The 23663-nt window shown below is 69.7% G+C and carries 18 protein-coding genes; 14 read left to right on the top strand and 4 right to left on the bottom strand.

The genetic code is table 11. From position 1 onward, the window contains the following. Positions 1 to 18 precede the first annotated feature (18 nt). Positions 19 to 1575 (bottom strand): MFS transporter, encoded by a 1557-nt coding sequence (locus OG293_RS08110; protein WP_405998091.1) that lies wholly within the window; start codon positions 1573 to 1575, stop codon positions 19 to 21. 120 nt (positions 1576 to 1695) lie between these two features. Here OG293_RS08110 and OG293_RS08105 point away from each other — a divergent pair, with 120 nt between their 5' ends. From OG293_RS08105 to OG293_RS08095, 3 genes are all read left to right on the top strand, one after another. Continuing rightward, complete coding sequence (locus OG293_RS08105) at positions 1696 to 2322, top strand: TetR/AcrR family transcriptional regulator (protein WP_406003535.1); 627 nt, start codon at positions 1696 to 1698, stop codon at positions 2320 to 2322. Between the two features lie 141 nt (positions 2323 to 2463). Continuing rightward, positions 2464 to 3165: a ribonuclease HII gene (locus OG293_RS08100; RefSeq protein ID WP_405998090.1), complete on the top strand. Its 702-nt coding sequence runs from the start codon at positions 2464 to 2466 to the stop codon at positions 3163 to 3165. Positions 3166 to 3247: 82 nt separating this feature from the next. Beyond that, entirely contained in the window at positions 3248 to 3862 is a 615-nt protein-coding gene (locus OG293_RS08095; protein WP_405998089.1) for a hypothetical protein, read from the top strand. A gap of 343 nt (positions 3863 to 4205) precedes the next feature. Here OG293_RS08095 and OG293_RS08090 read toward each other — a convergent pair whose 3' ends face one another. Both OG293_RS08090 and OG293_RS08085 read right to left on the bottom strand, forming a co-directional pair. Next, positions 4206 to 4835 carry a hypothetical protein gene (locus tag OG293_RS08090; RefSeq protein ID WP_405998088.1) on the bottom strand — a complete coding sequence of 210 codons (630 nt, stop codon included), beginning with the start codon at positions 4833 to 4835 and terminating at the stop codon, positions 4206 to 4208. A gap of 228 nt (positions 4836 to 5063) precedes the next feature. Beyond that, on the bottom strand, positions 5064 to 7244 hold the full coding sequence (locus tag OG293_RS08085; RefSeq protein ID WP_405998087.1) for a RecQ family ATP-dependent DNA helicase: 2181 nt from the start codon (positions 7242 to 7244) through the stop codon (positions 5064 to 5066). A 110-nt stretch (positions 7245 to 7354) separates the two neighbouring features. Here OG293_RS08085 and OG293_RS08080 point away from each other — a divergent pair, with 110 nt between their 5' ends. The 6 genes from OG293_RS08080 to OG293_RS08055 all read left to right on the top strand — a co-directional run bounded on the left by OG293_RS08080 (position 7355) and on the right by OG293_RS08055 (position 16581). Then, the gene (locus OG293_RS08080) at positions 7355 to 8686 is read left to right on the top strand and encodes a DUF4192 domain-containing protein (RefSeq protein WP_405998086.1); all 1332 of its coding nucleotides are present in this window, start codon (positions 7355 to 7357) and stop codon (positions 8684 to 8686) included. Positions 8687 to 9695: 1009 nt separating this feature from the next. Beyond that, the gene (locus OG293_RS08075; protein ID WP_405998085.1) at positions 9696 to 10460 is read left to right on the top strand and encodes an NUDIX hydrolase; all 765 of its coding nucleotides are present in this window, start codon (positions 9696 to 9698) and stop codon (positions 10458 to 10460) included. Positions 10461 to 10644: 184 nt separating this feature from the next. Next, on the top strand, positions 10645 to 12684 hold the full coding sequence (locus OG293_RS08070) for an ATP-binding cassette domain-containing protein (RefSeq protein ID WP_405998084.1): 2040 nt from the start codon (positions 10645 to 10647) through the stop codon (positions 12682 to 12684). 159 nt (positions 12685 to 12843) lie between these two features. Next, the gene (locus OG293_RS08065) at positions 12844 to 13731 is read left to right on the top strand and encodes a FadR/GntR family transcriptional regulator (protein ID WP_405998083.1); all 888 of its coding nucleotides are present in this window, start codon (positions 12844 to 12846) and stop codon (positions 13729 to 13731) included. 338 nt (positions 13732 to 14069) lie between these two features. Then, positions 14070 to 15626: an RNA polymerase sigma factor gene (locus tag OG293_RS08060; RefSeq protein WP_405998082.1), complete on the top strand. Its 1557-nt coding sequence runs from the start codon at positions 14070 to 14072 to the stop codon at positions 15624 to 15626. 133 nt (positions 15627 to 15759) lie between these two features. Beyond that, on the top strand, positions 15760 to 16581 hold the full coding sequence (locus tag OG293_RS08055) for a S1 family peptidase (protein WP_405998081.1): 822 nt from the start codon (positions 15760 to 15762) through the stop codon (positions 16579 to 16581). A 118-nt stretch (positions 16582 to 16699) separates the two neighbouring features. Here OG293_RS08055 and OG293_RS08050 read toward each other — a convergent pair whose 3' ends face one another. Continuing rightward, entirely contained in the window at positions 16700 to 16930 is a 231-nt protein-coding gene (locus OG293_RS08050) for a hypothetical protein (protein ID WP_307660675.1), read from the bottom strand. Positions 16931 to 17363: 433 nt separating this feature from the next. Here OG293_RS08050 and OG293_RS08045 point away from each other — a divergent pair, with 433 nt between their 5' ends. The 5 genes from OG293_RS08045 (at position 17364) to OG293_RS08025 (ending at position 23603) form a co-directional block, all read left to right on the top strand. After that, positions 17364 to 19481, top strand: a complete 2118-nt coding sequence (locus OG293_RS08045; RefSeq protein ID WP_405998080.1) for a type IIA DNA topoisomerase subunit B — start codon at positions 17364 to 17366, stop codon at positions 19479 to 19481. Positions 19482 to 19586: 105 nt separating this feature from the next. Further along, positions 19587 to 20747, top strand: a complete 1161-nt coding sequence (locus tag OG293_RS08040) for a sensor histidine kinase (protein WP_405998079.1) — start codon at positions 19587 to 19589, stop codon at positions 20745 to 20747. Beyond that, entirely contained in the window at positions 20744 to 21418 is a 675-nt protein-coding gene (locus OG293_RS08035; RefSeq protein ID WP_405998078.1) for a response regulator, read from the top strand. The genes OG293_RS08040 and OG293_RS08035 overlap by 4 nt, the downstream gene beginning before the upstream one ends. 98 nt (positions 21419 to 21516) lie before the next feature. Continuing rightward, positions 21517 to 22014 (top strand): DUF485 domain-containing protein, encoded by a 498-nt coding sequence (locus OG293_RS08030; protein WP_405998077.1) that lies wholly within the window; start codon positions 21517 to 21519, stop codon positions 22012 to 22014. Next, positions 22011 to 23603 carry a cation acetate symporter gene (locus tag OG293_RS08025; protein WP_405998076.1) on the top strand — a complete coding sequence of 531 codons (1593 nt, stop codon included), beginning with the start codon at positions 22011 to 22013 and terminating at the stop codon, positions 23601 to 23603. The genes OG293_RS08030 and OG293_RS08025 overlap by 4 nt, the downstream gene beginning before the upstream one ends. The last annotated feature ends 60 nt before the right edge of the window (positions 23604 to 23663 follow it).

The following is a 23663-nucleotide window of genomic DNA, read 5'->3' as shown; positions in this document are numbered from 1 at the left end:
CGGCGGTGGTGACGGTTCCTAGGCCGCGTGGCCGCCGCCGGCGCCTGCCGCCCCGCTGAGCGCTTCCAGGTCGCTCTTGCGCACCTTGATGACGAACACCGCGGTCAGCACGGCGAGTCCGACCAGACCGACGCCTGCCCAGAACGCCGTCGAGATGCCTTCGGCGAGCACCTGATGCCCCCACGGCGGCGGCAGTTCGTGTGTCGTGGCGAAGGCCGCCTTCTGGGCCGGCGTCGCATCGGTGAGGAAGGACGGCAGCTGACGTTCGGCTTCCTCGCGGCTGGCGGTGCTGAAAAGCGTCATGAGAATCGACAGCCCCAGGGAACCACCCACCATCTGAGTGGCGTTGAGCAGACTGGAGGCCGCACCCGATTCGTGCTGAGCGACACCCGAGACCGCCGTGAGCGTCGCCGTCACGAAGACGAGACCCATACCGAAACCGAACAGAAGCATCGGCCCAAGCACCCCGCCGAGATACGAACTGCCCGGGTCCAGGGCCGTGAGCCAGGCCATACCGCTGCCGGTGAACACCGCGCCGGCGGTCAGGAACGGCTTGGGGCCGAGGACCGGCAGCAGCTTGGACGAGATACCGGCAGCGGTCACGATCATCACCGTGACCGGCAGAAACGCGAGACCGGAGCTGATCGGGCTGTAGTCCAGCACGTTCTGGACGAAGAGCACGATGAAGAAGAACATGCCGAACATCGCCGCGGCGAGGCTCATCATGATCAGATACGTACCCGAGCGGTTGCGGTCGGCGAACATCCGCAGCGGGGTGATCGGCTCCTTCGCCCTCCGTTCGATCAGGGCGAATGCCGTGAGAAGCACGACCGCGGCGGCGAAGGCGGCGAGGGTCAGGCCATCGGACCATCCGTCCTCGGCGGCCCGGATGAAGCCGTAGACCAGGGACGCCATGCCCGTGGTCGAGGTGAGGGCGCCCGTGATGTCGAATCGGCCGGAGTGCCGCTCGGACTCATTGATGAACACCGGCGCGAGGACAGCGATCAGGATGCCGATCGGCAGGTTCACATAGAAGACCCAGCGCCAGTTCAGCCACTCGGTGAGCATTCCGCCGGCGAGCAGGCCGATGGCCGCACCGCTGGCTGATACGGCGGCGAAGATGCCGAACGCGCGGTTGCGCTCGGGGCCTTCGCGGAAGGTCGTGGTGATGAGCGCGAGTGCGGTGGGCGAGGCAATGGCGCCGCCGATGCCCTGGAGGGCGCGGGCGGCGAGCATCTGCCAGGGTTCCTGTGCGACGCCACAGAGCAGCGAGGCGAAGGTGAACAGCAGCACACCGAAGACGAACACCCTTCGGCGGCCGAGAATGTCGCCCGCCCGTCCCCCGAGCAGCAGCAGCCCACCGAACGTGAGGGTGTAGGCATTGACCACCCAGGAGAGTTGGGTCGTGGTGAACTCGAGGGCTCCTTGGATGTGCGGGAGAGCGATATTCACAATCGTCGTGTCGAGGACCACCATGAGCTGCAGGGCGGCGATGACGGTGAGTGCGATCCCGGGGCGTCCCTGCCTGCGGGCCGCTCCCGGCTTGCTCGGAGCTGTTAACTGAGAGGTTGTCACTATGGGTCCCCCACAAGTGAATTAGTGAACGCATCCGTTCACTGTCTCGTCAACCGTAGAGAATCCCCGACAGTGAACGCAAGCGTTCACTGTCCTCCTGTCCCCAACGGAGAGATGAAGATGCCCCCTTCGCGCTGGACTGCCGCCGCTGAGACGCCCCCGGTCTCGCTGCGACGCCGTGGCCCCGTGCTGGAACGCGCAATCCTCGACGCGGCCCTGGAACAGCTGAGTACGGTCGGCTGGAACGGGCTCACCATGGAAGGCGTCGCCGCGGGCGCCCAGACCGGCAAGGCCGCCGTCTACCGGCGTTGGCCGTCCAAAGAGGACTTGGTCGCGGATGCCCTTCAAGCCGGACTGCCGACGCTTGACGAGGTAGCCGATCACGGAAGCATCCGTGAGGACCTCTTTCAGCTGTGCCGGCGTGTACGTGACGCGATGTACTCCCGGTCCGGCTTTGCGCTGCGCGCGGTGCTTCACGAGTGCGACAACTCCAGCGCCGAACGCTTCCACGGCGTGATCGTGCGCCAGGTCGTCGAGCCCTCCAACCGGCTCTTCCGTGAGGTCGTGCACCGCGGCGTCAGGCGCGGCGACGTGCGCCCCGATATCTCCGGTGACCTCATCTTCGATGTGATTCCCGGTCTCATGATGTACCGCGCGAAGGTGTGCGGAAGCGAATGGCCTGACCTGGATATCTCCGAGATGATCGACCAGGTGATGGTGCCGCTTCTGCGCCCCCGCAACGACTGATCGCCGGGAGCCGGGCTGGTTGATCGTCCGGAGCCGGGCCCGTTGATCACCCGACGATTGCCGGTTGATCGTCCGGAGTCGGCCGGTGAGGGCAATCCGGTTGTCGCGGGTGGGGTCGGTCGGCGTAACCTTGCTGGCGCCATGCCGTACGAAGCACCCACTCACACAGTCGAGCGCTCGATCAGAGCCACCACCGGCGCCAAGATCGTCGCAGGTGTCGACGAGGTCGGACGCGGGGCGTGGGCCGGTCCGGTCACGGTGTGCGCGGCGATCACCGGTCTGCGCAGACCGCCCGCCGGCCTCACGGACTCCAAGCTGATCAGCCCGAAGCGCCGTACGGAACTGGCCGGGCTGCTGGAGCATTGGGTCACGGCCCACGCGCTCGGGCACGCCTCGCCGGAGGAGATCGACGAATTGGGGATGACCGCGGCGCTGCGGCTGGCCGCCGTCCGCGCACTGGACGGACTTCCGGTCCGGCCGGACGCGGTCATTCTCGACGGCAAGCACGACTACCTGGGGCTTCCCTGGCAGGTCCGCACGGTCATCAAGGGGGACCAGTCCTGTGTCGCGGTTGCCGCGGCCTCGGTGATCGCCAAGGTGCGCAGGGACGCGATGATGGCGGAACTGCCGGGGGAGTTCGCCGACTTCGGCTTTGACGCCAACGCCGGCTACCCCTCACCCGTGCACAAGGCCGCCCTCGAAACCCTGGGTCCCACCCCCTACCACCGGCTTTCATGGGCCTATCTTGACGCGCTGCCCCAGTGGCGGCACCTCAAGAAGGTCCGTGTCTCCCCGGAGGCGGCCGCTCTGGAAAGCGGGGGCCAGCTCGGCTTCGAATTCTGAACCCGCCCTCCCATCTGGGCAGTCGTACTTTTGTGCCCACCCGCCGATGCCTTCCGCATCGGCATTTGATAGACATCCACTCATGCCTCTCATCCCCGAGGAGCCTCAGATTCACGAGAGTGCCCAGGGTCCCCGCGCAACTCCGGCCGCAGGCCGTACCGCGCCGACCCCCCGTCCCGTGCCCGGTCCGCGTTCCGCGGCCTCGCCGCGTCCCGGCAACCCGGGCCCCGGCCCGGCCAGGCCCACGCCGCCGCGTACGCACACCGCTGCCGGTCAGCCTCAGGCGCCCCGGCCGGTCAAGTCCGCAACGCCTCAGATCCAGCTGATCCCCGCCCCTGCGGACGGCGCGCTCGACGCCGCCGACGAGGCGGTCGACCTGCTGCTCGACTCCGGCCGTGCGCCGGGCGAGGTCCTCGTGCTCACCACCGGTGAGCAACACCCGTGGGCCGCGCACGAACTGTCCTTCGGCGAAGCCGCCTACTGGGCGCAGCACGACGCCCGCGACGATGTCTTCTACACGGACGTCGCTGCGGTCGGCCGGGCCGCCGCCCGTCCCGTGGTCGTCCTCGCGGTCAACGGAGGCGCCGACGACGCGTCCGCGCGAGCGCTGCCCGCGGCTCTGGCGCAGGCGACCACGCTGCTGATCGTGTGCGGCGACCCCAAGCGGATCAATACCGTGCTCGGCACGGGCGGCTGAGCCGTACGGCCGAACATGGACCGCGGGGATCACACGGTGTCCCCGGGCACCCGGGTCCTCACCGGCCAGGGGGATTCATACGGCGCGTGGTCCGCCCGGACCGCGCGACCTCCGACGATCGCACGACCTGACCAGTCGTGAGTGGTGTGACCAGCCACTGCGCGGTCAAGTGTCCGGCCGCCGCCACCGCGCGGCCAGATCCGCGGTCTGTGGCACGCGTCCGCGGGCCCTCGCCGTACGGCGTGCAGGGCGGTCCGCCCGGCACTGTCGCCCGTTCCTGCTCGGTCCCGTCCCGATCCGGCTGCCCGCGTCCGTGGGCAGCCGGTGGGCGGCCGTCCCCGCGTCAGCGGGCCGCGGTACGCCGAAGCGCTTCGGCCGCGCCACTGGCGGTCCGCAGCGACAGCGGTTCGGGCTCGGTCGCAAGGTCGGCGAGATCGCCAGGAGCCGACAGGGAGTTGGGCCGACGTCCGCCCCGGCCCTCGCCCAGCACCTGCCAGCCACCGCGGGTCAGCGTGATGTACGCCCCGCAGCGCAGCCCATGCAGGGTGCAGGCGTCCCGCAGTCCCCACATCCAGGCCCCGTCCTCCTCCGTCCAGCGTTCGTCGCCCTCACGGCAGTAGAGCAGTACGGCGGTGCGCACGGGCGTGCGTCGACGCAGATCGTGCGGGATGACGCGCCGCAGATTGGCCAGCAGGACGTTGCGGAACTCCCAGCCGTCCACGGGGGCGGACCGACGGGTGAACGACGCGCTGGCCGCGACCCGTTCCTCATGGTCGAGCACGGCGACGACCGCGGTCGCCGGCGCAGGCCTATGGCGGGTGTGCAGTCCGCTGACCACCTCACGGGGGTTGCGCAGCAGCGGTATGCCCGCCGCCGCCCACTCGGCAGGTTCGAGCAACCTGGCGAGGCGGCTCGCGGAGCCGGCGGACGTGGTGAGCGAAGTGGCTGCGGACGGAGCGAATCCGAAGGTCACGTTCCTCCCTTCGCATACGCGCCCACAGTGCGGGCAGGGTCGGATGGGGACGCACCGCGGCACGGCCCTTCCGGACCGCGAACGGGCCGCGCGGGGAGCGTTCCAATTCTTGCTGGCGCGTGGTCATGCGGCAACGAGCAATTTGGCGTCACCGGCGGGAATCAGCGGGTATGCGGCTCATATCCCTCCTCTATCCCTGCCCACCCGATGCCCGCCCGACCCCTGACCTCACACCTGAACGGCGAGGACCAGCGGAAATACCCCCTTCGCGCCCGACTTGCGCAGCAGACGCCCGGCCACGGCGAGCGTCCAGCCGCTGTCCGAAAGATCGTCGATCAGAAGCACGGGACCGTCGGAAGCGGCCAGCGACTCAGCCAATTCCGGTGGTACCGCGAACGCCTCGTGCAGTCCCCGAACCCGCTGAGCGCTGTTGGTGCGCGAGATCCGCCGATCCATCGCCTCTGGCGCGTATTCCACGGATCCAAGCAACGGCATCCGGCCGACCTCGGCGATCCGCGCGCCCAGGGACCCGACCAGCTGAGGCCGGCTGTGCGAGGCCACGGTGACCACACCGACCGGCCGCGGCGGCGCTTCCGGCGAGCCGGACGCCCAACCGCCGGGACCCTTGGCCCAGTCGGCGAGCACGGTCACGACGGCCTGCACCACATCATCCGGGACCGGGCCGTCCGGAGCCTGCGCGGTGAGCATGGGGCGCAGCCGGTTGCCCCACCCGATGTCGGAGAGCCTGCCGAGCGCACGGCCCGACGAGGTCTGCTCACCTTCGGGGATACGGCCCTTGAGGCTGATGCCCACCGCCGCCAGGCCTGTCGGCCACATCTTGCGAGGCTCCACCTCGACACCCGGCCTGCCCAGTTCCCCGCGAGCGGCATCCAGCGCAGTGTCGGAGACCTTGTCGCTGAAGCGGGCCCCGGAGCAGTTGTCGCAGCGCCCGCACGGCGCCGCCTCTTCGTCGTCCAGCTGCCGCCGCAGGAACTCCATACGACAGTCCGTCGACCGGGCGTACTCGCGCATCGCCTGCTGCTCGGCCTCTCGCTGCCGGGCGACCCAGGCATAGCGCTCGGAGTCGTACGACCAGGGCCGGCCGGTCGTGGTCCAGCCGCCCTTCACCCGGCGCACCGCGCCGTCCACGTCGAGGACCTTGAGCATCGTCTCCAGCCGGGTGCGCCGAAGTTCGACCAGCGGCTCCAGCGCGGGCAGGGAGAGGGGCCTGCCCGCGCGGCCGAGCACATCGAGGGTGCGCCGCACCAGCTCCTCGGGGGGGAAGGCCACTGAGGCGAAGTACTGCCAGATCGCCTCGTCCTCCCGGCCCGGCAGCAGCAGCACCTCCGCGTGCTTCACACCGCGGCCCGCACGGCCCACCTGCTGGTAGTAGGCGATGGGGGAGGAGGGTGAGCCGAGGTGCACGACGAAACCGAGATCGGGCTTGTCGAAGCCCATGCCGAGCGCGGATGTGGCGACCAGGGCCTTGACACGGTTGGCGAGGAGATCTTCCTCGGCCTGCTGCCGGTCGGCGTTCTCCGTGCGGCCGGTGTACGAGGCGACCGTGTGGCCGCACTGCCGCAGATAGGCGGTCACTTCCTCGGCCGCCGCGACGGTGAGGGTGTAGATGATCCCGGAACCCGGCAGTTCACCAAGGTGATCGGCGAGCCAGGCGAGCCGTGTCGCGGCGTCGGGGAGCTGGAGCACGCTCAGGCTGAGGCTCTCCCGGTCCAGCGCACCTCTCAGGACGAGAGCGTCCGTGCCCGCTCCTGTGCCGAGCTGCTCGGCGACGTCCGCCGTCACTCGGGCATTGGCCGTGGCGGTGGTGGCGAGCACCGGGACACCGGCCGGGAGGTCCGCCAGCATCGTGCGCAGCCGCCGGTAGTCGGGCCGGAAGTCATGGCCCCAGTCGGAGATGCAGTGCGCCTCGTCCACCACCAGCAGCCCGGTGGCCGCCGCGAGCCTGGGCAGCACCTGGTCGCGGAAGTCAGGGTTGTTGAGCCGCTCCGGGCTGACCAGGAGCACATCCACCTCGCCTGCGGCCACCTCGGCCTGGACGGTGTCCCAGTCCTCGGTGTTGGAGGAGTTGATGGTCCGGGCGCGGATACCGGCTCGCGCAGCTGCCTCCACCTGGTTACGCATAAGGGCGAGGAGAGGGGAAACGATCACGGTGGGGCCGCTGCCGCGCTCGCGCAGCAGTGAGGTCGCGACGAAATACACCGCGGACTTGCCCCAGCCTGTCCGCTGCACGACCAGCGCACGGCGCTTGTCGGCAACGAGTGCCTCGATCGCGCGCCACTGGTCCTCGCGCAGCCGGGCGGTGCCCGTGGTGTCCGAGACGAGGCGGGCGAGGACGGAGTCGGCCGAAGCCCTGAGGTCTGCGGAATCTGCGAGGTCTGCGTTGGTCATGCCTCCATGCAACCCGATGGTGCCGACAATGCGCGAACGAGACAGCTGACCTGTGCATAACGTTATCCACAGGGGTCGCGGCGCCGGGACCGCCGCGAGACCGTCGTGCCATGAACAAGCATCACGAACTCACCGACCCGGCCGACGAGCAGCAGATCACCCTGCGCGGACCCGCCGAACTGGCCGACGCCCTTCCGTACATGATGGGCTTCCACCCGAACGATTCGATCGTGCTCGTCGCGCTGCACGGCAACCGGGGCCGCTTCGGCGGGCGGCTGCGGCTCGGCATCCCGAGCTCGCCCCGCGAATGGCCGCCGGTCGCGGAGCAACTTGCGGAATGTCTGATTGAGGGCAGCGAGCGCCGTGGACAACGCCCCGACGGCATTGTGATCTTCCTCTGTCAGGACGCGGCCACCGACGAGACGGGCCACCAGGTGATGGAGCGGCTGCGCCCGCTCGCACAAAGGCTGAGGACCGCCTGCGGTGCCTTCGAGGTGCCGGTCTACGAGGCGCTCTGCATTTCCGACGGCCGTTTCTGGTCCTACTGCTGCCCCGACGCCCGCTGCTGTCCGGCCGAAGGCAGTCCGCTGGCGCTGCCCGGCACCTCGGTCATGGCCGCGGCTGCCGCCTACGCGGGAATCCAAGTCCGGGGTTCCCTGAGGCAGATGGAAGGGCGGCTGGCACCCCTGACGACGTCGTCAGCGGCTGAGCAGGAGAACGCACTGGACGTCGCGGGCGCGGCGCTGGTGCCCCGGATTCTGGACGATGAAGGGCGCAAGCAGGTCGCCTCGGCGACACTCGGACTGGCCGACCGGCTGATGAAGCGGATCGCCGCGACACCACGGACCGGCGGCTGGGCCGAGACGGATGCTGCCGATGACCGGCTCCTCACTCACGAGGAGGCCGCGACGGTGATCCTCGGACTGCAGGACCGGGAGACACGGGACCAGGCCGCGGAGTGGATGGAAGGGCCGGAGGCGGCTCCGGCGCTGCGGCTTTGGCGGGCACTGTCCCGCCGCTGCGTCGGGCCCTATGCCGAGCACGCCGCCGCACCGCTCACGCTGGCCGGCTGGGTCGCCTGGTCCACCGGGGATGAGCCGGAAGCGCGGGTTGCCCTGGGACGTGCCCTGCGGGTCGACCCCGACTATGTCTTCGCCCGCCTGCTGCACCAGGCCTGCAACGAGGACCTGGATCCGGAGACCCTACGCAGTTGTCTGCGGGAGGCGCGCGGCTCACGGGAGTCTCCCGGGAGCCGCAGGTCGGGAGAGGCGCCGAACCGTCCACGATCTCAGCGGATCCGGCGACCCGAGGGGGGCGCGGGCAGGAGGGCTCTCCCTCCGACCGGGGTGCGTCCCCCGGGGTCGGCATCCGCCGATTCCGGCCGGGGAGGCAGGCCCCAAGGCCGACGTGGTACACGGCGTGGCACGAAGAGTGAACGATGACTGCCCTGACCGGCCGTCCCGGGGTCGGCGTTCACCGGCATGGTGGCGTTGTGCGAGCTGTGCCGCCCTGTCCGAAGCGGCTCTCGGGACCGCATGAAGGCACAACGAACCACTCATCTCCATCACTGGCCCGCCCGCCCCATCAGTTCCAGACGGGACGAGGCTCAGGACGGGCTCCGCGTCGCCGGGACCGGGACGGCCGATCTGCCGTCACTGCACAACGCGCTCATCTGCCCCGCCCCGCCCTGACACGACACGACCCGCCCTGCCCTGCCCTGGCTGGCGATCGCCCGATCGCCGGGCACGGCCGGTTCGGCGGGACGGGCCTCCAAGGGCGCCAGCAGGCTTGCCTGCGGCTGCTCTCCCGGTGCCGGCTGTAGGTCGTGCGGCGTGAACCGGTCACGGTGAAGGGCCGGTTGGTCTCCGCCTACCGCGCCCGAGTTCACGTCGTTGTGCGCACGCCCGCGGACTCCGGACCCCGACCCCGCACTCGCGGTGGAGCGTTCGCTCGCGGTGGAGCGTTCGCGCGATGCCGAGGGGGGACTGCGCAGCTCGGGAAAGGAGCCGGGGCACAACCCCCACAACCCCTACGGGTACCGCACTGGAGCCGTTCGGGTGCACGAACCGTTTGTCGCCCTGGAGGGGCTGATCGCGGCAGGTCCTGAGAAGGGGGTGGCTTCACTGCCGCGGGCGTCGTCGACGAGGCGGAGGCCAGCCCCCACCTCTGCCCGACGGTCACACTGCATGCCCGGCGATGCGTGCCCGGGGACGCCGTGCGGCTGACCGGACCGTGTCCTGACCGTGTCCTGACCGGGCTGTGTGACGCGGGGGGAGCGCTCCTCCGCGTGGATCAGCAGACTCGGCCTCGCCATGGCGGAGGGTCCGCCGATGACCTCCGGTCGAGGGTGTGAAAAGGGTGGGCGCAAGGGTGGGGAGGCGGGGTGAAGAAACAGGTGCCGCAGGTGGCGAAGGGAGTGTTTATCGTCAGGCAGACGACTATGATCACGGCATGTCTCCCTACGACCCGTCGGCCTTTCCGCCCTTCGCTGTGACCGTCGACCTGGTCGTGCTCACCGTGCGTCGTCATGCGCTCTGCGCACTGGTGGTACGGCGCGGCGAGCCGCCGTTCCAGGGCCGATGGGCGCTGCCTGGTGGCTTCGTCAGGGGCGATGAGGATCTGGCGGCGGCGGCAGCACGGGAGCTTGCCGAGGAGACCGGACTGTGCGCTCACGACCCCGCCTCCCCGGCGCCGGGGAACGGCGCGCATCTCGAACAACTGGCCACCTACGGAGACCCTAAGCGGGATCCCCGTATGCGCGTGGTGAGCGTTGCCCATCTGGTGCTCGCGCCCGACCTCCCGGCGCCTCGCGCCGGAGGCGACGCCAATAGTGCGCGCTGGGCACCCGTCGAGGACCTGCTCGGCCAGGAGAACGGATTCGGCCGTGAGGACGAGCAGACCGCCCCGCTCGCGTTCGACCACGCGCGGATCCTGGCCGACGGGGTGGAGCGGGCCCGCTCCAAGATCGAGTACTCGTCGTTGGCCACCGCGTTCTGCCCGCCCGAGTTCACGGTCGGTGAGCTGCGACGGGTGTACGAAGCGGTGTGGGGCGTCGTGCTCGACCCCCGGAACTTTCATCGCAAGGTGACCGGGACGCCCGGATTTCTGGTTCCCGCGGGCGGGACCACCACCCGTCAGGGAGGCCGTCCCGCGCAACTCTTCCGGGCGGGTGGCGCCACCGTGCTGAACCCTCCGATGCTGCGCCCGGAAGTCTGACCGCGCTCAACTGCACCTGATCGGGCCTGATGGAGCCCGATCGAGATTTGGTACGGGTTCCGGCCCTGGCCGAGGTCTGACACCCGGATCTCCGAGCGGTGCACCAAAAGTCTGAAATGTCGCGTTATCTTGCTGCGGTAGCCCGGCCAGCCGCCGAGCGGTCTCATCTTCCGTGAGAGAAGCGATGCTCCAGGCCATCGGACTGACCAGTACACGCCGTCGAGAACGTCCGCCCGCCGTCGACGACGTCTCCTTCGAGGCCCGGCCAGGCTGTGTCACGGTCCTCCTCGGTGCCGCCGGGTCGGGCAAGACAACGGCCCTGCGTCTGATGCTCGAACTCGAGTCCGGCCGTGGCGTCACGTACTTCCGGGGAAACGTTCTCCACTCCATCGCACACCCCGCACGGGAGGTCGGGGTGCTGCTCGGAGACGTTCCCGGGCATCCGGAACGGACCGTCCGCGGCCAGCTCCGCATGCTGTGCGCCGCTGCCGGAGTGCGCGGCTCCCGCGCCGACGAAGCGCTGGAGGCGGTCGGCCTCACCGGCCTCGGGGGGCAGCGCCTCGGCACGCTGTCGCTCGGCATGGACCGCAGACTCGGACTTGCGTCCGCGATGCTCGGCGCCCCTCAGACGTTGATCCTCGACGAGCCCGCCAAGGGGCTCTCGCCCCGGGAGAACGGCTGGCTGCGCGGACTGCTCCGCACCTACGCCGACGGCGGCGGAACGGTCCTGTGCACCACCGGCGACCCCAAGGAGGCAGCCCGGCTCGCCGACCGGGTGGTCACCATCGACGCGGGCCGGCTCGTGGCCGACCAGGACGCCACGGACTTCTCGCGCACCCGGCTCCGCCCCCGAGTCGCCGTCCGTACTCCTCACGCTGCCCGCCTGGCCGCTGTCATCACCCGCGAGGCGCGGGCCGCCCGGCGCTCGGTGGAGGTCGTTGCCGAGAGCGGCAGCCTGCTCTCCGTCTACGGCAGCAGCTGTGCGGAGATCGGGGAAGCCGCGTTTCGGCACGGCGTTCTCGTCCACCGGCTGACCGATGAGGTCGGCGAGTCGATTCCGGCGCCGGACCGGCGGTCAGCCCTCGCACTGGACGGACGGTCGGCTCCGGAGCCGACCGTCCCGCTCAGCCCCGTGCCGGATGCCGATCACGCTGCCGCCTTCGCCCCGGACTCGCGCTCGGCTCCCGCGCCGAGCACGCGGCCCGCCTCCGCCCCGAAAACCAGTTCAGGTCCCACCACCCACACCCGCTCGGCTCCCGCGCCGGCCACCAGACCCGGGCCCGGCTCCCCGTCGGGCGCCCGACCCGCGCCCGCTTCCCCGCCGAGTCCTCGGCCCCCCTCCCGGCCCTCGGCTCCCGTGCCGCCCGCCATCCCCGGCGCCGGGCGGCAGGCCGCCTTGCATCCGGCCCGCCGGACCGGTCCCACGATGCCTCCACGCCTGCCTCGGCCGGTCCGCAGTCCTTCCAGGCCGCTGCGCTACGAGCTGCGCCGCCTTCTCGGAGTCCGTACCGCTCTGGTCGTCACGGTCGCCGTGCTGGTTACCTCCGTCGTGCTGTGCGTCCTGCTCGCCCGTACCGGTGGCACTCCGCTGCCGGTCGCGCTCGCCGCCTGGCCCGAGTTCCTTCCCCTTCCGCCCGCCGCCTTCGGTGCCGGACTGATCGGGGCGCTCTCCTTCGGCGAGGAGTTCCGGTATCCCGCGCTTGCCGCCGCCCGTGGCACCGTGCCCCGCCGTCTCGGCCTCCTGCTCGCCAAGCTGGCGGTGACCGCCGCTGCCGCGCTGTTGCTTGCGACCCTGGTGGCGGCGGCCGACCTTCAGGCGCTCCGGCTCGTGTACGGCGGTGAGGCGGCTCCCGTGCCGAAGAACTGGCTTTCCCTGTCCGCCAGTTGGAGCGGTCTCACGGTCGGCTGTGCCTGGGCCGGACTGCTTGCCGCCGGGGTCTTCCGGGTCACGGCTGCCGGTGTGGCCGCCGTACTGGCGGTGCCGGTGCTCATCGCTCCTGTCGTGGAGAAGGCGCTCGTCGCTCCGTCCGTCCGTTCGATCGCCGGGCTCCCCGGGCGGCTGCGCGAGCTGGCCTGGATCCGCCTGCCGGGGCAGGCGGATCACTGGCTGATGGGCGGAGTGCATCTCCTCGCCCAACCCGTGGGTGCGTCACTGATGTTGTCCTTGTCGGCCTTGATCTGCGCATATCTGGTCAAGGGCCTTCGTCGTAGCACCGGTTGGTGATCATGATCGACCGAGACTCGGCGATCTGCCCACAACTCCCTTGAGAGCGCCCGTTTCTTTCCGATAAGGCGTCAATTGTGGGGGCAGCGCCGATCACCCTTTCGTGTGCTTTTCACCAAAGACCTCAAGGGCCGCCGGAGCGACGCCGACAAAGGATGCGTGAGTACCCTTGCGCACACCATGATGACCGCCGCCCGCCCCGCCGAGTCAGGCCTCGCCGGCCCGGGCGAACTCGACCGATACCCCTACGCGGAGTCGCCCGGCGCCGACCGCGTCGGCCCTCCCTCGTGGGACGGCGCAGACGCGGAGTTGGGCCGGGTCGGCCGCCGCGCGGCAGGCAGCCGGGGCCGCGGACTGCACGGCCAACTCGTCCAGCAGCTCGGCCAGATGATCGTCTCGGGGGACCTGGGCGCCGACCGCCCGCTCGTCCCCGAGGAGATCGGGCAGCGCTTCGAGGTCTCCCGCACCGTCGTCCGGGAGTCGCTGCGCGTGCTCGAGGCCAAGGGCCTCGTCAGCGCCCGCCCCAATGTCGGCACCCGGGTCCGTCCGGTCAGTGACTGGAATCTGCTGGACCCCGACATCATCGAGTGGCGCGCCTTCGGCCCCCAGCGTGACGACCAGCGCAGGGAGCTGAACGAGATGCGCTGGACCATCGAACCCCTCGCGGCCCGCCTCGCCGCGGGGCACGGCCGGGAGGACATCCAGCAGCGGCTGGCCGACATGGTCGAGATCATGGGTCACGCGCTCACTCAGGGTGACGGAATCACGTTCTCGCGGGCTGACGCGGAGTTCCACTCCCTCCTGATCCAGCTCGCGGCCAACCGCATGCTGGAGCATCTCTCCGGAATCGTCTCCGCCGCACTCCAGGTCTCCGGCGGCCCGGTCACCGGCTGTGACCGCCCTACCGAGGTCTCCCTGGCCCATCACGCGCGGATCACCGACGCGCTTGCCGCCGGCGACCCGCACGCCGCCGAGTCGGCCATGCGCCAACTTCTCACCGTCCACCCCGAGGTGGAGCGAGTCGTTCCCGCGCCGCGCGAGCACTGAGCGCGGGTAGCGTCAGGGGGCGGGTCGGCGTACGCATCGTGTGTCGCCGGATTCCCTGCGAATCCGGCGACACGATTGTGTGGAGATATCCCCACCTGGCCGCTTTGTCGCGAATGAGGTGTGACTCGGGCCACGTGGATTGGGCGTAACACTCCTCGAAACTGCGCGATGACCTAAGAGGTGACAGCCGAGGAGGGAATACAGCCGCCATTCAGGGCGCTGTTCAAGTCCGAGGTTCCGCCCCGCGCCACCGGCACATCCGCAGCCTGGTGGTCGTCGGCTCCGGCCCGATCATGGGCGGGGCCGGAAGCCGTTTCCATCGTTCCGAGAGGTTGTTCGTGTCGGCCAGCACATCCCGTACGCTCCCGCCGGAGATCGCCGAGTCCGAGTCTGTGATGGCGCTCATCGAGCGGGGAAAGGCTGATGGGCAGATCGCCGGCGATGACGTGCGTCGGGCCTTCGAGGCTGACCAGATTCCGCCAACCCAGTGGAAGAATGTTCTGCGCAGCCTCAACCAGATCCTCGAGGAAGAGGGTGTGACGCTGATGGTCAGTGCCGCGGAGTCGCCGAAGCGCGCCCGCAAGAGCGTCGCTGCGAAGAGCCCGGCAAAGCGCACCGCCACCAAGACCGTCGCGGCCAAGACCGCCCCGGCGAAGACCGTCGCGGCCACCGCGGCGCCGACGGCCGAGTCCGTCGACGTCCAGGCCGACGAGGTCTCGGCGACCGCGCCTGCCAAGAAGACGGCCGCCAAGAAGACGGTGGCCAAGAAGACGGTGGCCAAGAAGACCGCCGCCAAGAAGACCGTGGCAAAGAAGACCGCGGGCAAGAAGGACTCCGACGAGGCCGCCGAGGGCGAAGAGCTGCTCGATGAGGTCCAGCCCGGCGGCAAGGGCGAGGAGGAAGAGGCCGAGGGCGAGAACAAGGGCTTCGTACTCTCCGACGACGACGAGGACGATGCGCCTGCTCAGCAGGTCGCCGTCGCCGGCGCCACCGCCGACCCGGTCAAGGACTACCTCAAGCAGATCGGCAAGGTCCCGCTCCTCAACGCCGAGCAGGAGGTCGAGCTCGCCAAGCGCATCGAGGCGGGTCTGTTCGCCGAGGACAAGCTGGCGAACTCCGACAAGCTCGCGCCGAAGCTCAAGCGTGAACTGGAGATCATCGCCGAGGACGGCCGCCGCGCCAAGAACCACCTCCTCGAGGCCAACCTCCGCCTCGTCGTCTCGCTGGCCAAGCGGTACACCGGCCGCGGCATGCTGTTCCTGGACCTGATCCAGGAGGGCAACCTCGGTCTGATCCGCGCGGTCGAGAAGTTCGACTACACCAAGGGCTACAAGTTCTCCACGTACGCCACCTGGTGGATCCGGCAGGCGATCACCCGCGCCATGGCCGACCAGGCCCGCACCATCCGTATCCCGGTGCACATGGTCGAGGTCATCAACAAGCTCGCGCGTGTCCAGCGCCAGATGCTCCAGGACCTGGGCCGCGAGCCCACCCCGGAGGAGCTGGCCAAGGAACTCGATATGACCCCCGAGAAGGTCATCGAGGTCCAGAAGTACGGCCGTGAGCCGATTTCGCTGCACACCCCCCTCGGTGAGGACGGCGACAGCGAGTTCGGTGACCTGATCGAGGACTCCGAGGCGGTCGTTCCGGCCGACGCGGTCAGCTTCACGCTTCTGCAGGAGCAGCTGCACTCGGTGCTCGACACGCTGTCCGAGCGTGAGGCGGGCGTGGTCTCCATGCGCTTCGGTCTCACCGACGGTCAGCCCAAGACCTTGGACGAGATCGGCAAGGTCTACGGGGTGACGCGAGAGCGCATCCGCCAGATCGAGTCCAAGACCATGTCGAAGCTGCGTCACCCGTCGCGTTCGCAGGTACTGCGCGACTACCTCGACTAGGTCGTAGAGATACACCCGCGTAGGGCCCGGATCCTGTCAGGGACCGGGCCCTACGCGGGTCTGTGCGGGTGCGCGCGGCGCCGGGCTGGCTGACTCTGAGTGGACTTGATCCCACGCAGAGTCAGGAGACCGCATGCGCCGATCCCCCGCCCGAGCCCTGACCGGGGCCCTGGCCCTGATTGCCGCGGCGGCAGCAGTGCCGTTCGCGTCACCGGTCCCGGCCGTCGCCGACGGAGTGGTCGTCGGTGGCTATCCGGTGGCTGTCACGGACAGTCCATGGGTCGTCGCGCTCTCCAGTCGTGACCGGTTCGGCGCAACGCGCGCGGGCCAATTCTGCGGCGGTGTCGTGGTGGCGCCGACGAAGGTGATGACCGCGGCCCATTGCCTGAGTCGGACCGTGCTCGGCCAGGACGTGAGCGCGGTCTCCGATCTGCGCGTCATCTCGGGCCGTTCCGAGCTGTCCGGAGCCGACGGCCGGGAGATCGCGGTCAGTGGCAGCTGGGTCGCCCCGGAGTACAACGCGATGACCAACGGCGGAGACATGGCGGTGCTCACGCTGGCCGAGCCGCTGCCCGCCTCCCAGGTGATCGGTGTCGCGGGCGCGGGCGACCCGGCGTACGAGCCGGGGGTGAGCGCCACGGTCTACGGCTGGGGCGATACGACCGGAGACGGCGGCTATGCGTCCACGCTCCACGCGGCCCAGGTGTCGGTGCTGCCGGACGCCGCCTGCGAACAGGCCTATCCAGGCGGTCTGAATGGCCGCTACGCGGCGTCCACGATGCTGTGCGCAGGAGACACCAGGGGCGGGCGTGACGCCTGTCAGGGAGACAGCGGAGGGCCGCTGGTGGCCCAAGGGAAGCTCATCGGTCTGGTCTCCTGGGGCAGCGGCTGCGGGCTGCCGGAGAGCCCGGGGGTCTACACGCGGGTCTCGGCGGTGCATCCGCCGGAGAACTGAGCCGCGGAACCGCTTCGGCGGTGACGGTATGAGAGCGGGCGGCCGCCCCTGGTGTTCAGGGGTGGCCGCCCGTCGGTCGGTCCAGGACCGGCCCATTGCTCGTCGTGGATGCGAGGTGTCAGTGTTCCTCTTCACCGACGGCGGCCGGAACGGCCGTGAGTCGGTCGGTCTCATCCTGTATTTCCGCGGCGATCTTCTTGAGTTCTGGCTCGAACTTGCGTCCGTGGTGGGCGCAGAAGAGCAGTTCACCGCCGCTGGTCAGGACGACGCGCAGGTACGCCTGGGCGCCGCAGCGGTCGCAGCGGTCAGCGGCCGTCAGCGGGCTCGCGGGGGTCAGAACAGTAGTCACGTCGCCTCTTCTCTAGCTCGACGAGCTGTCGTACCAGGGTCAACATCCAACCAGGCCGAAAACGTTCCCGCTCGTGGCTTTTCCTCGAAACTTCTTCTCAAGGTGGCTGTTTGCTGCCGGTTGGCGGCGAATGAGCCGTATTGCTTCGCTCTACGGATTTCGCGTTGCTTGTCTCGATTGGCCCTCCCGGCTGGGTTGCCGGTTGTTCATGAGGACGTGCCCGGAGCCTAAATGGTTCATGCCTGGAAGGGAACGTGATGTGCGCTTCACTCCATCGAGGGATCGAACATGCATACGAGACTGGACTAGCATGAGAAATCACGAGGGTGGCGTTACATCGGCTCTACCAGGCCTCGGTACCCTCTGACGGGCGACCGACGCCGGGCCTCTACCCCACTGGGCCACATCTCAAATTCAGCGAGGAGCGAACCGCGTGACCGCCGAAACGTCCGTGCCGTCCAGTGCGGTACTGACCGCAGACCGTGACGGTTCCAACTACACCGCGCGGCACCTGCTCGTACTCGAGGGGCTCGAGGCGGTTCGCAAGCGCCCGGGCATGTACATCGGGTCCACCGACAGCCGCGGCCTGATGCACTGCCTCTGGGAGATCATCGACAACTCCGTCGACGAGGCCCTCGGGGGGCACTGCGACCACATCGAGGTGATCCTCCACGAGGACGGCTCCGTCGAGGTCAAGGACAACGGCCGGGGCATCCCGGTCGACGTCGAGCCCAAGACCGGTCTCTCGGGCATCGAGGTCGTGATGACCAAGCTGCACGCCGGCGGCAAGTTCGGCGGCGGTTCGTACGCCGCCTCCGGCGGTCTTCACGGCGTGGGCGCCTCCGTCGTCAACGCCCTCTCCGCCCGCCTGGACGTCGAGGTGGACCGTAACAGCTCGACACACATGATCAGCTTCCGGCGCGGGGTCCCCGGCATCTTCACCGAGCCTGGCCCGGACGCCCCCTTCGACCCGGCGAACGGCCTGCTCAAGGGCAAGCGGGTGCCCAAGGCGCGCACGGGCACGCGCGTGCGGTACTGGGCGGACCGGCAGATCTTCCTCAAGGACGCCAAGCTCTCCCTGGAGCACCTGCACCAGCGCGCCCGCCAGACGGCCTTCCTGGTGCCCGGTCTGACCATCGTCGTCCACGACGAACGGGACCTGGAGGGAGCGGGCAAGAGCGAGGAGACCTTCCGCTTCGACGGCGGCATCAGCGAGTTCTGCGAGTACCTCGCCCAGGACAAGGGCGTCTGCGACGTGCTGCGGCTGACCGGGCAGGGCACCTTCAAGGAGACCGTGCCGGTCCTCGACGACCGCGGCCACATGACCCCCACCGAGGTCACCCGTGAGCTCGGCGTCGACATCGCCCTGCGCTGGGGCACCGGCTACGACACCAGCGTGAAGTCCTTCGTGAACATCATCGCCACCCCCAAGGGCGGCACCCATGTGAGCGGCTTCGAGCGCTCTGTCACCAAGACGATGAACGAGGTGCTCCGTTCCGCCAAGCTGCTGCGCGTCGCCGAGGACGACGTCGTCAAGGACGACGCCCTGGAGGGCATGACCGCGGTGGTCACCGTCCGGCTGGCCGAGCCGCAGTTCGAGGGCCAGACCAAGGAAGTCCTCGGCACCTCGGCGGCCAACAGGATCGTGGCCAATGTCGTCGCCAAGGAGCTCAAGGCCTTCCTGACCTCCACCAAGCGGGACGCCAAGGCCCAGGCCCGCGCGGTGCTGGAGAAGGCCGTCGCCGCCGCGCGTACGCGCATCGCGGCCCGCCAGCACAAGGAGGCGCAGCGCAGGAAGACGGCTCTCGAGTCCTCCTCGCTGCCCGCCAAGCTCGCCGACTGCCGCAGCGACGACGTGGAGCGCAGCGAGCTCTTCATCGTCGAGGGAGACTCCGCGCTCGGCACCGCCAAGCTCGCCCGGAACAGCGAGTTCCAGGCCTTGCTGCCCATCCGCGGCAAGATCCTCAACGTACAGAAGTCGTCCGTCTCGGACATGCTCAAGAACACCGAGTGCGGAGCGATCATCCAGGTCATAGGAGCCGGGTCGGGCCGGACCTTCGACCTCGACGCCGCGCGGTACGGCAAGATCGTCCTGCTCGTCGACGCCGATGTCGACGGCGCCCACATCCGCTGTCTGCTGCTCACGCTCTTCCAGCGCTACATGCGGCCCATGGTCGAGGCCGGCCGGGTCTTCGCCGCCGTGCCGCCCCTGCACCGCATCGAGCTGATCCAGCCCAAGAAGGGCCAGGACAAGTACGTCTACACGTACTCCGACGGGGAGCTGCGGCAGACCCTGCTGGAGTTCCAGCGCAAGGGAGTCCGATTCAAGGACTCCATCCAGCGCTACAAGGGCCTCGGCGAGATGGACGCCGACCAGCTCGCGGAGACCACGATGGACCCCCGTCATCGCACCCTGCGCCGGATCAACATCGGTGACCTGGACTCCTCCGAGCAGGTCTTCGACCTCCTCATGGGCAATGAGGTCGCGCCCCGCAAGGAGTTCATCACCAGCTCAGCGGCCACGCTGGACCGCTCGCGGATCGACGCCTGACGGCGAGGGAGCCCACCCAGGGGTGGAGCCGTCGGCTCCACCCCTGATCCGATCCCGTTCGCACGTCTCCTCCGTAGCATTCGGGGCGATGGAGGGGGTGCCGACGTGCGCAGCAGCAGGTGGACCGAGTGGCCCACGCGGGAAGCGCTGTCCCGACTCGGTGTGCCGCGAGTCCGTACCGTCCTCGACCACGTTCTGCTCAGCGGGCTCGCCGCGTGGGCGGTGTTCAGCGCGTACGGCTCGGGGGCGTTCCACGGCTGGACGGGCGTGCTCCCGCCGATCGGCCTGATCTGCTGCGCGGCGGCCGTCCTCGCTTTCCACAGGACGACCCTGGAGAACCGGCTGTGGCCCTCGCTCGGCCTGATGGCCGCGGTCGCGGCCTGCGGAGCGGGTGCGTACATCGCCGGCGCGGAGGTTCCGGCGATGGTTCTGTGGATCACGACATCCGTCATGTCGATGGAGCGGCTTCCGCTCTTCTGCGGCCTGAGCGTGGTCGCGGTGATGTCGTGCGGCTTTCTCCTGGCCGACGACAGCGACCTGGGAGCCCTCGTCTCGATGGCCGCGGTCCTGCTCGCCGGGTACTCGCTGCGCCTCGACGCCCAGGCCAGAGGGACCGGCTTCCGCCTGCTTGCCCAGGAGAGGGCCGCCCGCGAGGCCGAGGCCGCCTCAGCGGCGCTTGCCGAACGGGCCCGTATCGCACGGGAGATCCATGACGTCCTGGCGCACAGCCTCTCCGCGCAGCTCGTCCATCTGGAAGCCGCCCGGCTCCAGATCGAGCGCGGCCCGGAGGGGCCGTTCCGGGACCAGATCCGGGAACGGGTGGTGGCGGCCCGGGTGATGGCCCGTGAGGGACTCGCGGAGACCCGGCAGGCGCTCTCCGCGCTGCGCGGCGAGATGGCACCCGTGGAGGAGTATCTGCGGGAACTGGCGGTCGCGGACGGGGCGGAGACCGAGGTCAGGGGAGAACGGCGGCCGTTGAACGCCGAGGCGTCTCAGGCGGTACGGCGGGTGGCCCAGGAGGCTCTGACCAACGCCCGCAAACATGCGCCCGGCTCCAGGGTGTGCGTGATGCTGGTCTACGGCACAGGCGAAGTCGCCCTGGAAGTAAGGGACTCGGGCTCCGGCGCGCACGCCGGTGAGCTCGGGAGATCCGGATCCGGGTACGGTCTGCTGGGGATGCGGGAGCGGGCCGAACTGCTCGGAGGCAGCCTGGAGGCGGGACCGGAGGGAGAGGGCTTCGTGGTGAGGCTGCGGGTGCCCGCATGAGCGAGCGGATCGCCACGGTGGTGGTCGCCGACGATCAGGCGGTGGTGCGCGAGGGCATCGTGATGCTCCTGGGGTTGCTGCCGGGCATCGAGGTCGTCGGCTCGGCGAAGGACGGCGACCAAGCCGTCTCCCTCGTCGCCGAACTCGCCCCCGACGTGGTCCTCATGGACCTGCGGATGCCCCGCTGCGACGGGGTCGAGGCGACCCGCCGGATCCGCAGCGAACACCCGGGCACCCATGTCGTCGTGCTCACCACCTACGCGGACGACGAGTCGCTGTTCCCCGCGCTGCGGGCCGGGGCGCGCGGCTATCTCACCAAGGACGCCGACGGCGACGAGATCGTGCGGGCCATCCAGGACGTCATGGCCGGCCGCGCGGGGCTCTCACCGGTCGTCCAGCGCCGTCTCCTGGAGCAGGTGACCTCGGCGCCCGAACCGCCCGCGTCGAGACTGCCCGACGGACTGACCGCCCGGGAGGGCGAGGTGCTGACCCTGATCGCGGAGGGCCTCAGCAACCCGGACATCGCCCGCACGCTGCACATCTCCACCGCCACGGTGAAGACACACATCAACAACCTCTTCTCGAAGACGGGTGTCCCCGACCGGGCTCAGGCCGTCCGGTACGCCTATCGGAGAGGACTGGCGCAGCCACCGGGGTCTGGCATCACCTGATGGGGTGAAGACCGACGGGAGAAGAGTCCGGGATCTTCCTGCTCTGTCCATCCTTGTGCACGCGGCCGAAACGGTTCGCTGACAAGGAGAGCTGATCGGTGGAGAAGCAGGAAGGGTGGGAGGCCGCAGCGGTGCGGTTCGACGACCCGTGGTACGACGCGTTGGCCTCCGGCTGGGGTGAACTGGACGGGACGGGCGCCCTGGCGCCCGTCGTGCCGCCGCAGTCCGCGGAGCGGGGGAGCGCCGGCCCCACAGCGGCCGACATCTATCTGGAGGTGCAGCGCAGCCCCGCCTTCCAGGAGGTGCGCAGCCGCTACCGGAGGTTTGTCGTCCCCTCCGCCCTCGCCTTCTTCGCCTGGTATCTGGCCTATGTCGTCGCCGCGACCGCGGCGCCCGGTCTGATGGCACGGCCGGTGGCCGGCGCGGTGAACGTGGCGATGATCGCCGGACTCGGACAGTTCCTCTCTACCTTCCTGCTGACCTGGGCCTATGCCCGGCATGCGCGGCTGCGCAGAGACCGTGCCGCGCTCGATCTGCGCTGGACCGTCTTCGACCAGACCCGGGCGAAGGAGACGACGCGGGGGAACGACCGTTGAACGGCGACCACCAGACCCTGGCGCTGCTGCTGTTCAGCGCGTTCATCGCGGTCACGCTCGGTATCACCACCTGGGTGAGCCGCAACAGGCACGGCTCGGCCGAGGAGTTCTACGCGGGCGGGCGGCTCTTCTCGCCGCTGGAGAACGGTTTCGCCATCGCCGGCGACTACATGTCCGCCGCCTCCTTCCTCGGCATCTCCGGGCTCATCGCGCTCTACGGCTACGACGGCATGCTCTACTCCGTCGGATTCCTCGTCGCCTGGCTGGTCGTCCTGTTGCTCGTCGCCGAACTCGTCCGCAACTGCGGCCGGTTCACCCTCGCCGATGTCATCGCCTCGCGGATGAGGGAGCGGCCCGTCCGCATCGCCACGGGAACTTCCTCGGTCACCGTGTCCGTTCTCTATCTGGTGGCGCAGATGGTCGGGGCCGGCAGCCTCGTCGCGCTGCTGCTCGGCGGTACGAGCGAAGCCGCGCGCTCGTGGACCGTCGTCGGTGTCGGTGCGCTGATGGTCGTCTATGTGTCGTTGGGAGGGATGCGAGCCACCACCTGGATCCAGATCGTGAAGGCCGTGCTGCTCATGGCCGGAGCGATCGTGATGACCGTGCTCGTTCTCGCCCGCTTCCACGGCGACTTCAACCAACTGCTCAACTCCGCCGCCGAACGAAGCGGCCACGGCAAGGACTTCCTCTCGCCCGGCCTCAAGTACGGCGGGAGCTGGACCGCGCGTTTCGACTTCATCAGCCTCGGCCTGGCGCTCGTGCTGGGCACGGCGGGGCTGCCGCACATCCTGTCCCGCTTCTACACCGTTCCGACCGCGCGGGCCGCCCGCCGCTCGGTCGTCTGGTCGATCGGTCTCATCGGCAGCTTCTATCTGATGACGATCGTGCTCGGCTTCGGTGCGGCGGCCGTCCTCGGCACCGACGCGGTCCGCACGTCCAACGCCGCCGGGAACACAGCGGTCCCGCTGCTGGCCCTGGACCTCGGCGGGGGAGCGGGATCCACCGGCGGGACGGTGCTGTTCGCGGTGGTCGCCGCCGTGGCCTTCGCGACGATCCTCGCCGTGGTCGCCGGGATCACGCTCGCTTCCTCCGCCTCCGTCGCCCACGATCTGTACGCGTCGCTGAGGCGCCGCCACGCCGAACAGCGCAGTGAGGTGGCGGTCGCCCGGCTCGCCGCCGCCGGTATCGGGGCGGCCGCGATCGCCCTCGGCCTGCTCGCCCGCGATCTGAACGTCGCGTTCCTGGTCGGGCTGGCCTTCGCCGTCGCCGCCTCCGCCAATCTGCCCGTCCTGCTCTACTCCCTGTTCTGGCGGAACTTCACCACGCGCGGCGCGGTCTGGTCGGTGTACGGAGGGCTGGTTCCGGCGGTGCTTCTGGTGGTGCTCTCACCTGTGGTCTCCGGCAGCCCGGAGGCGCTCTTCCCGGGGGTGGACTTCCATGTCTTCCCGCTCCAGAACCCGGGACTGGTCTCCATTCCGCTGGGCTTCGTCGCGGGCTGGATCGGGACGGTGACATCGGGCGAGGCGGCGGATGAGGCGAGGCATGCGGAGACGGAGGTACGGGCGTTGACGGGGGCGGGAGCGGTGTGAATCCTGGCACGATGCGATCCCAGGGGCCGTACGGGAGCCGTTCTGTCCTCAATCGCCTGC

The organism is Streptomyces sp. NBC_00829 (assembly GCF_045161795.1).
GTDB lineage: Bacteria > Actinomycetota > Actinomycetes > Streptomycetales > Streptomycetaceae > Streptomyces.
This window is presented reverse-complemented; position numbering and strand designations above follow the sequence as displayed.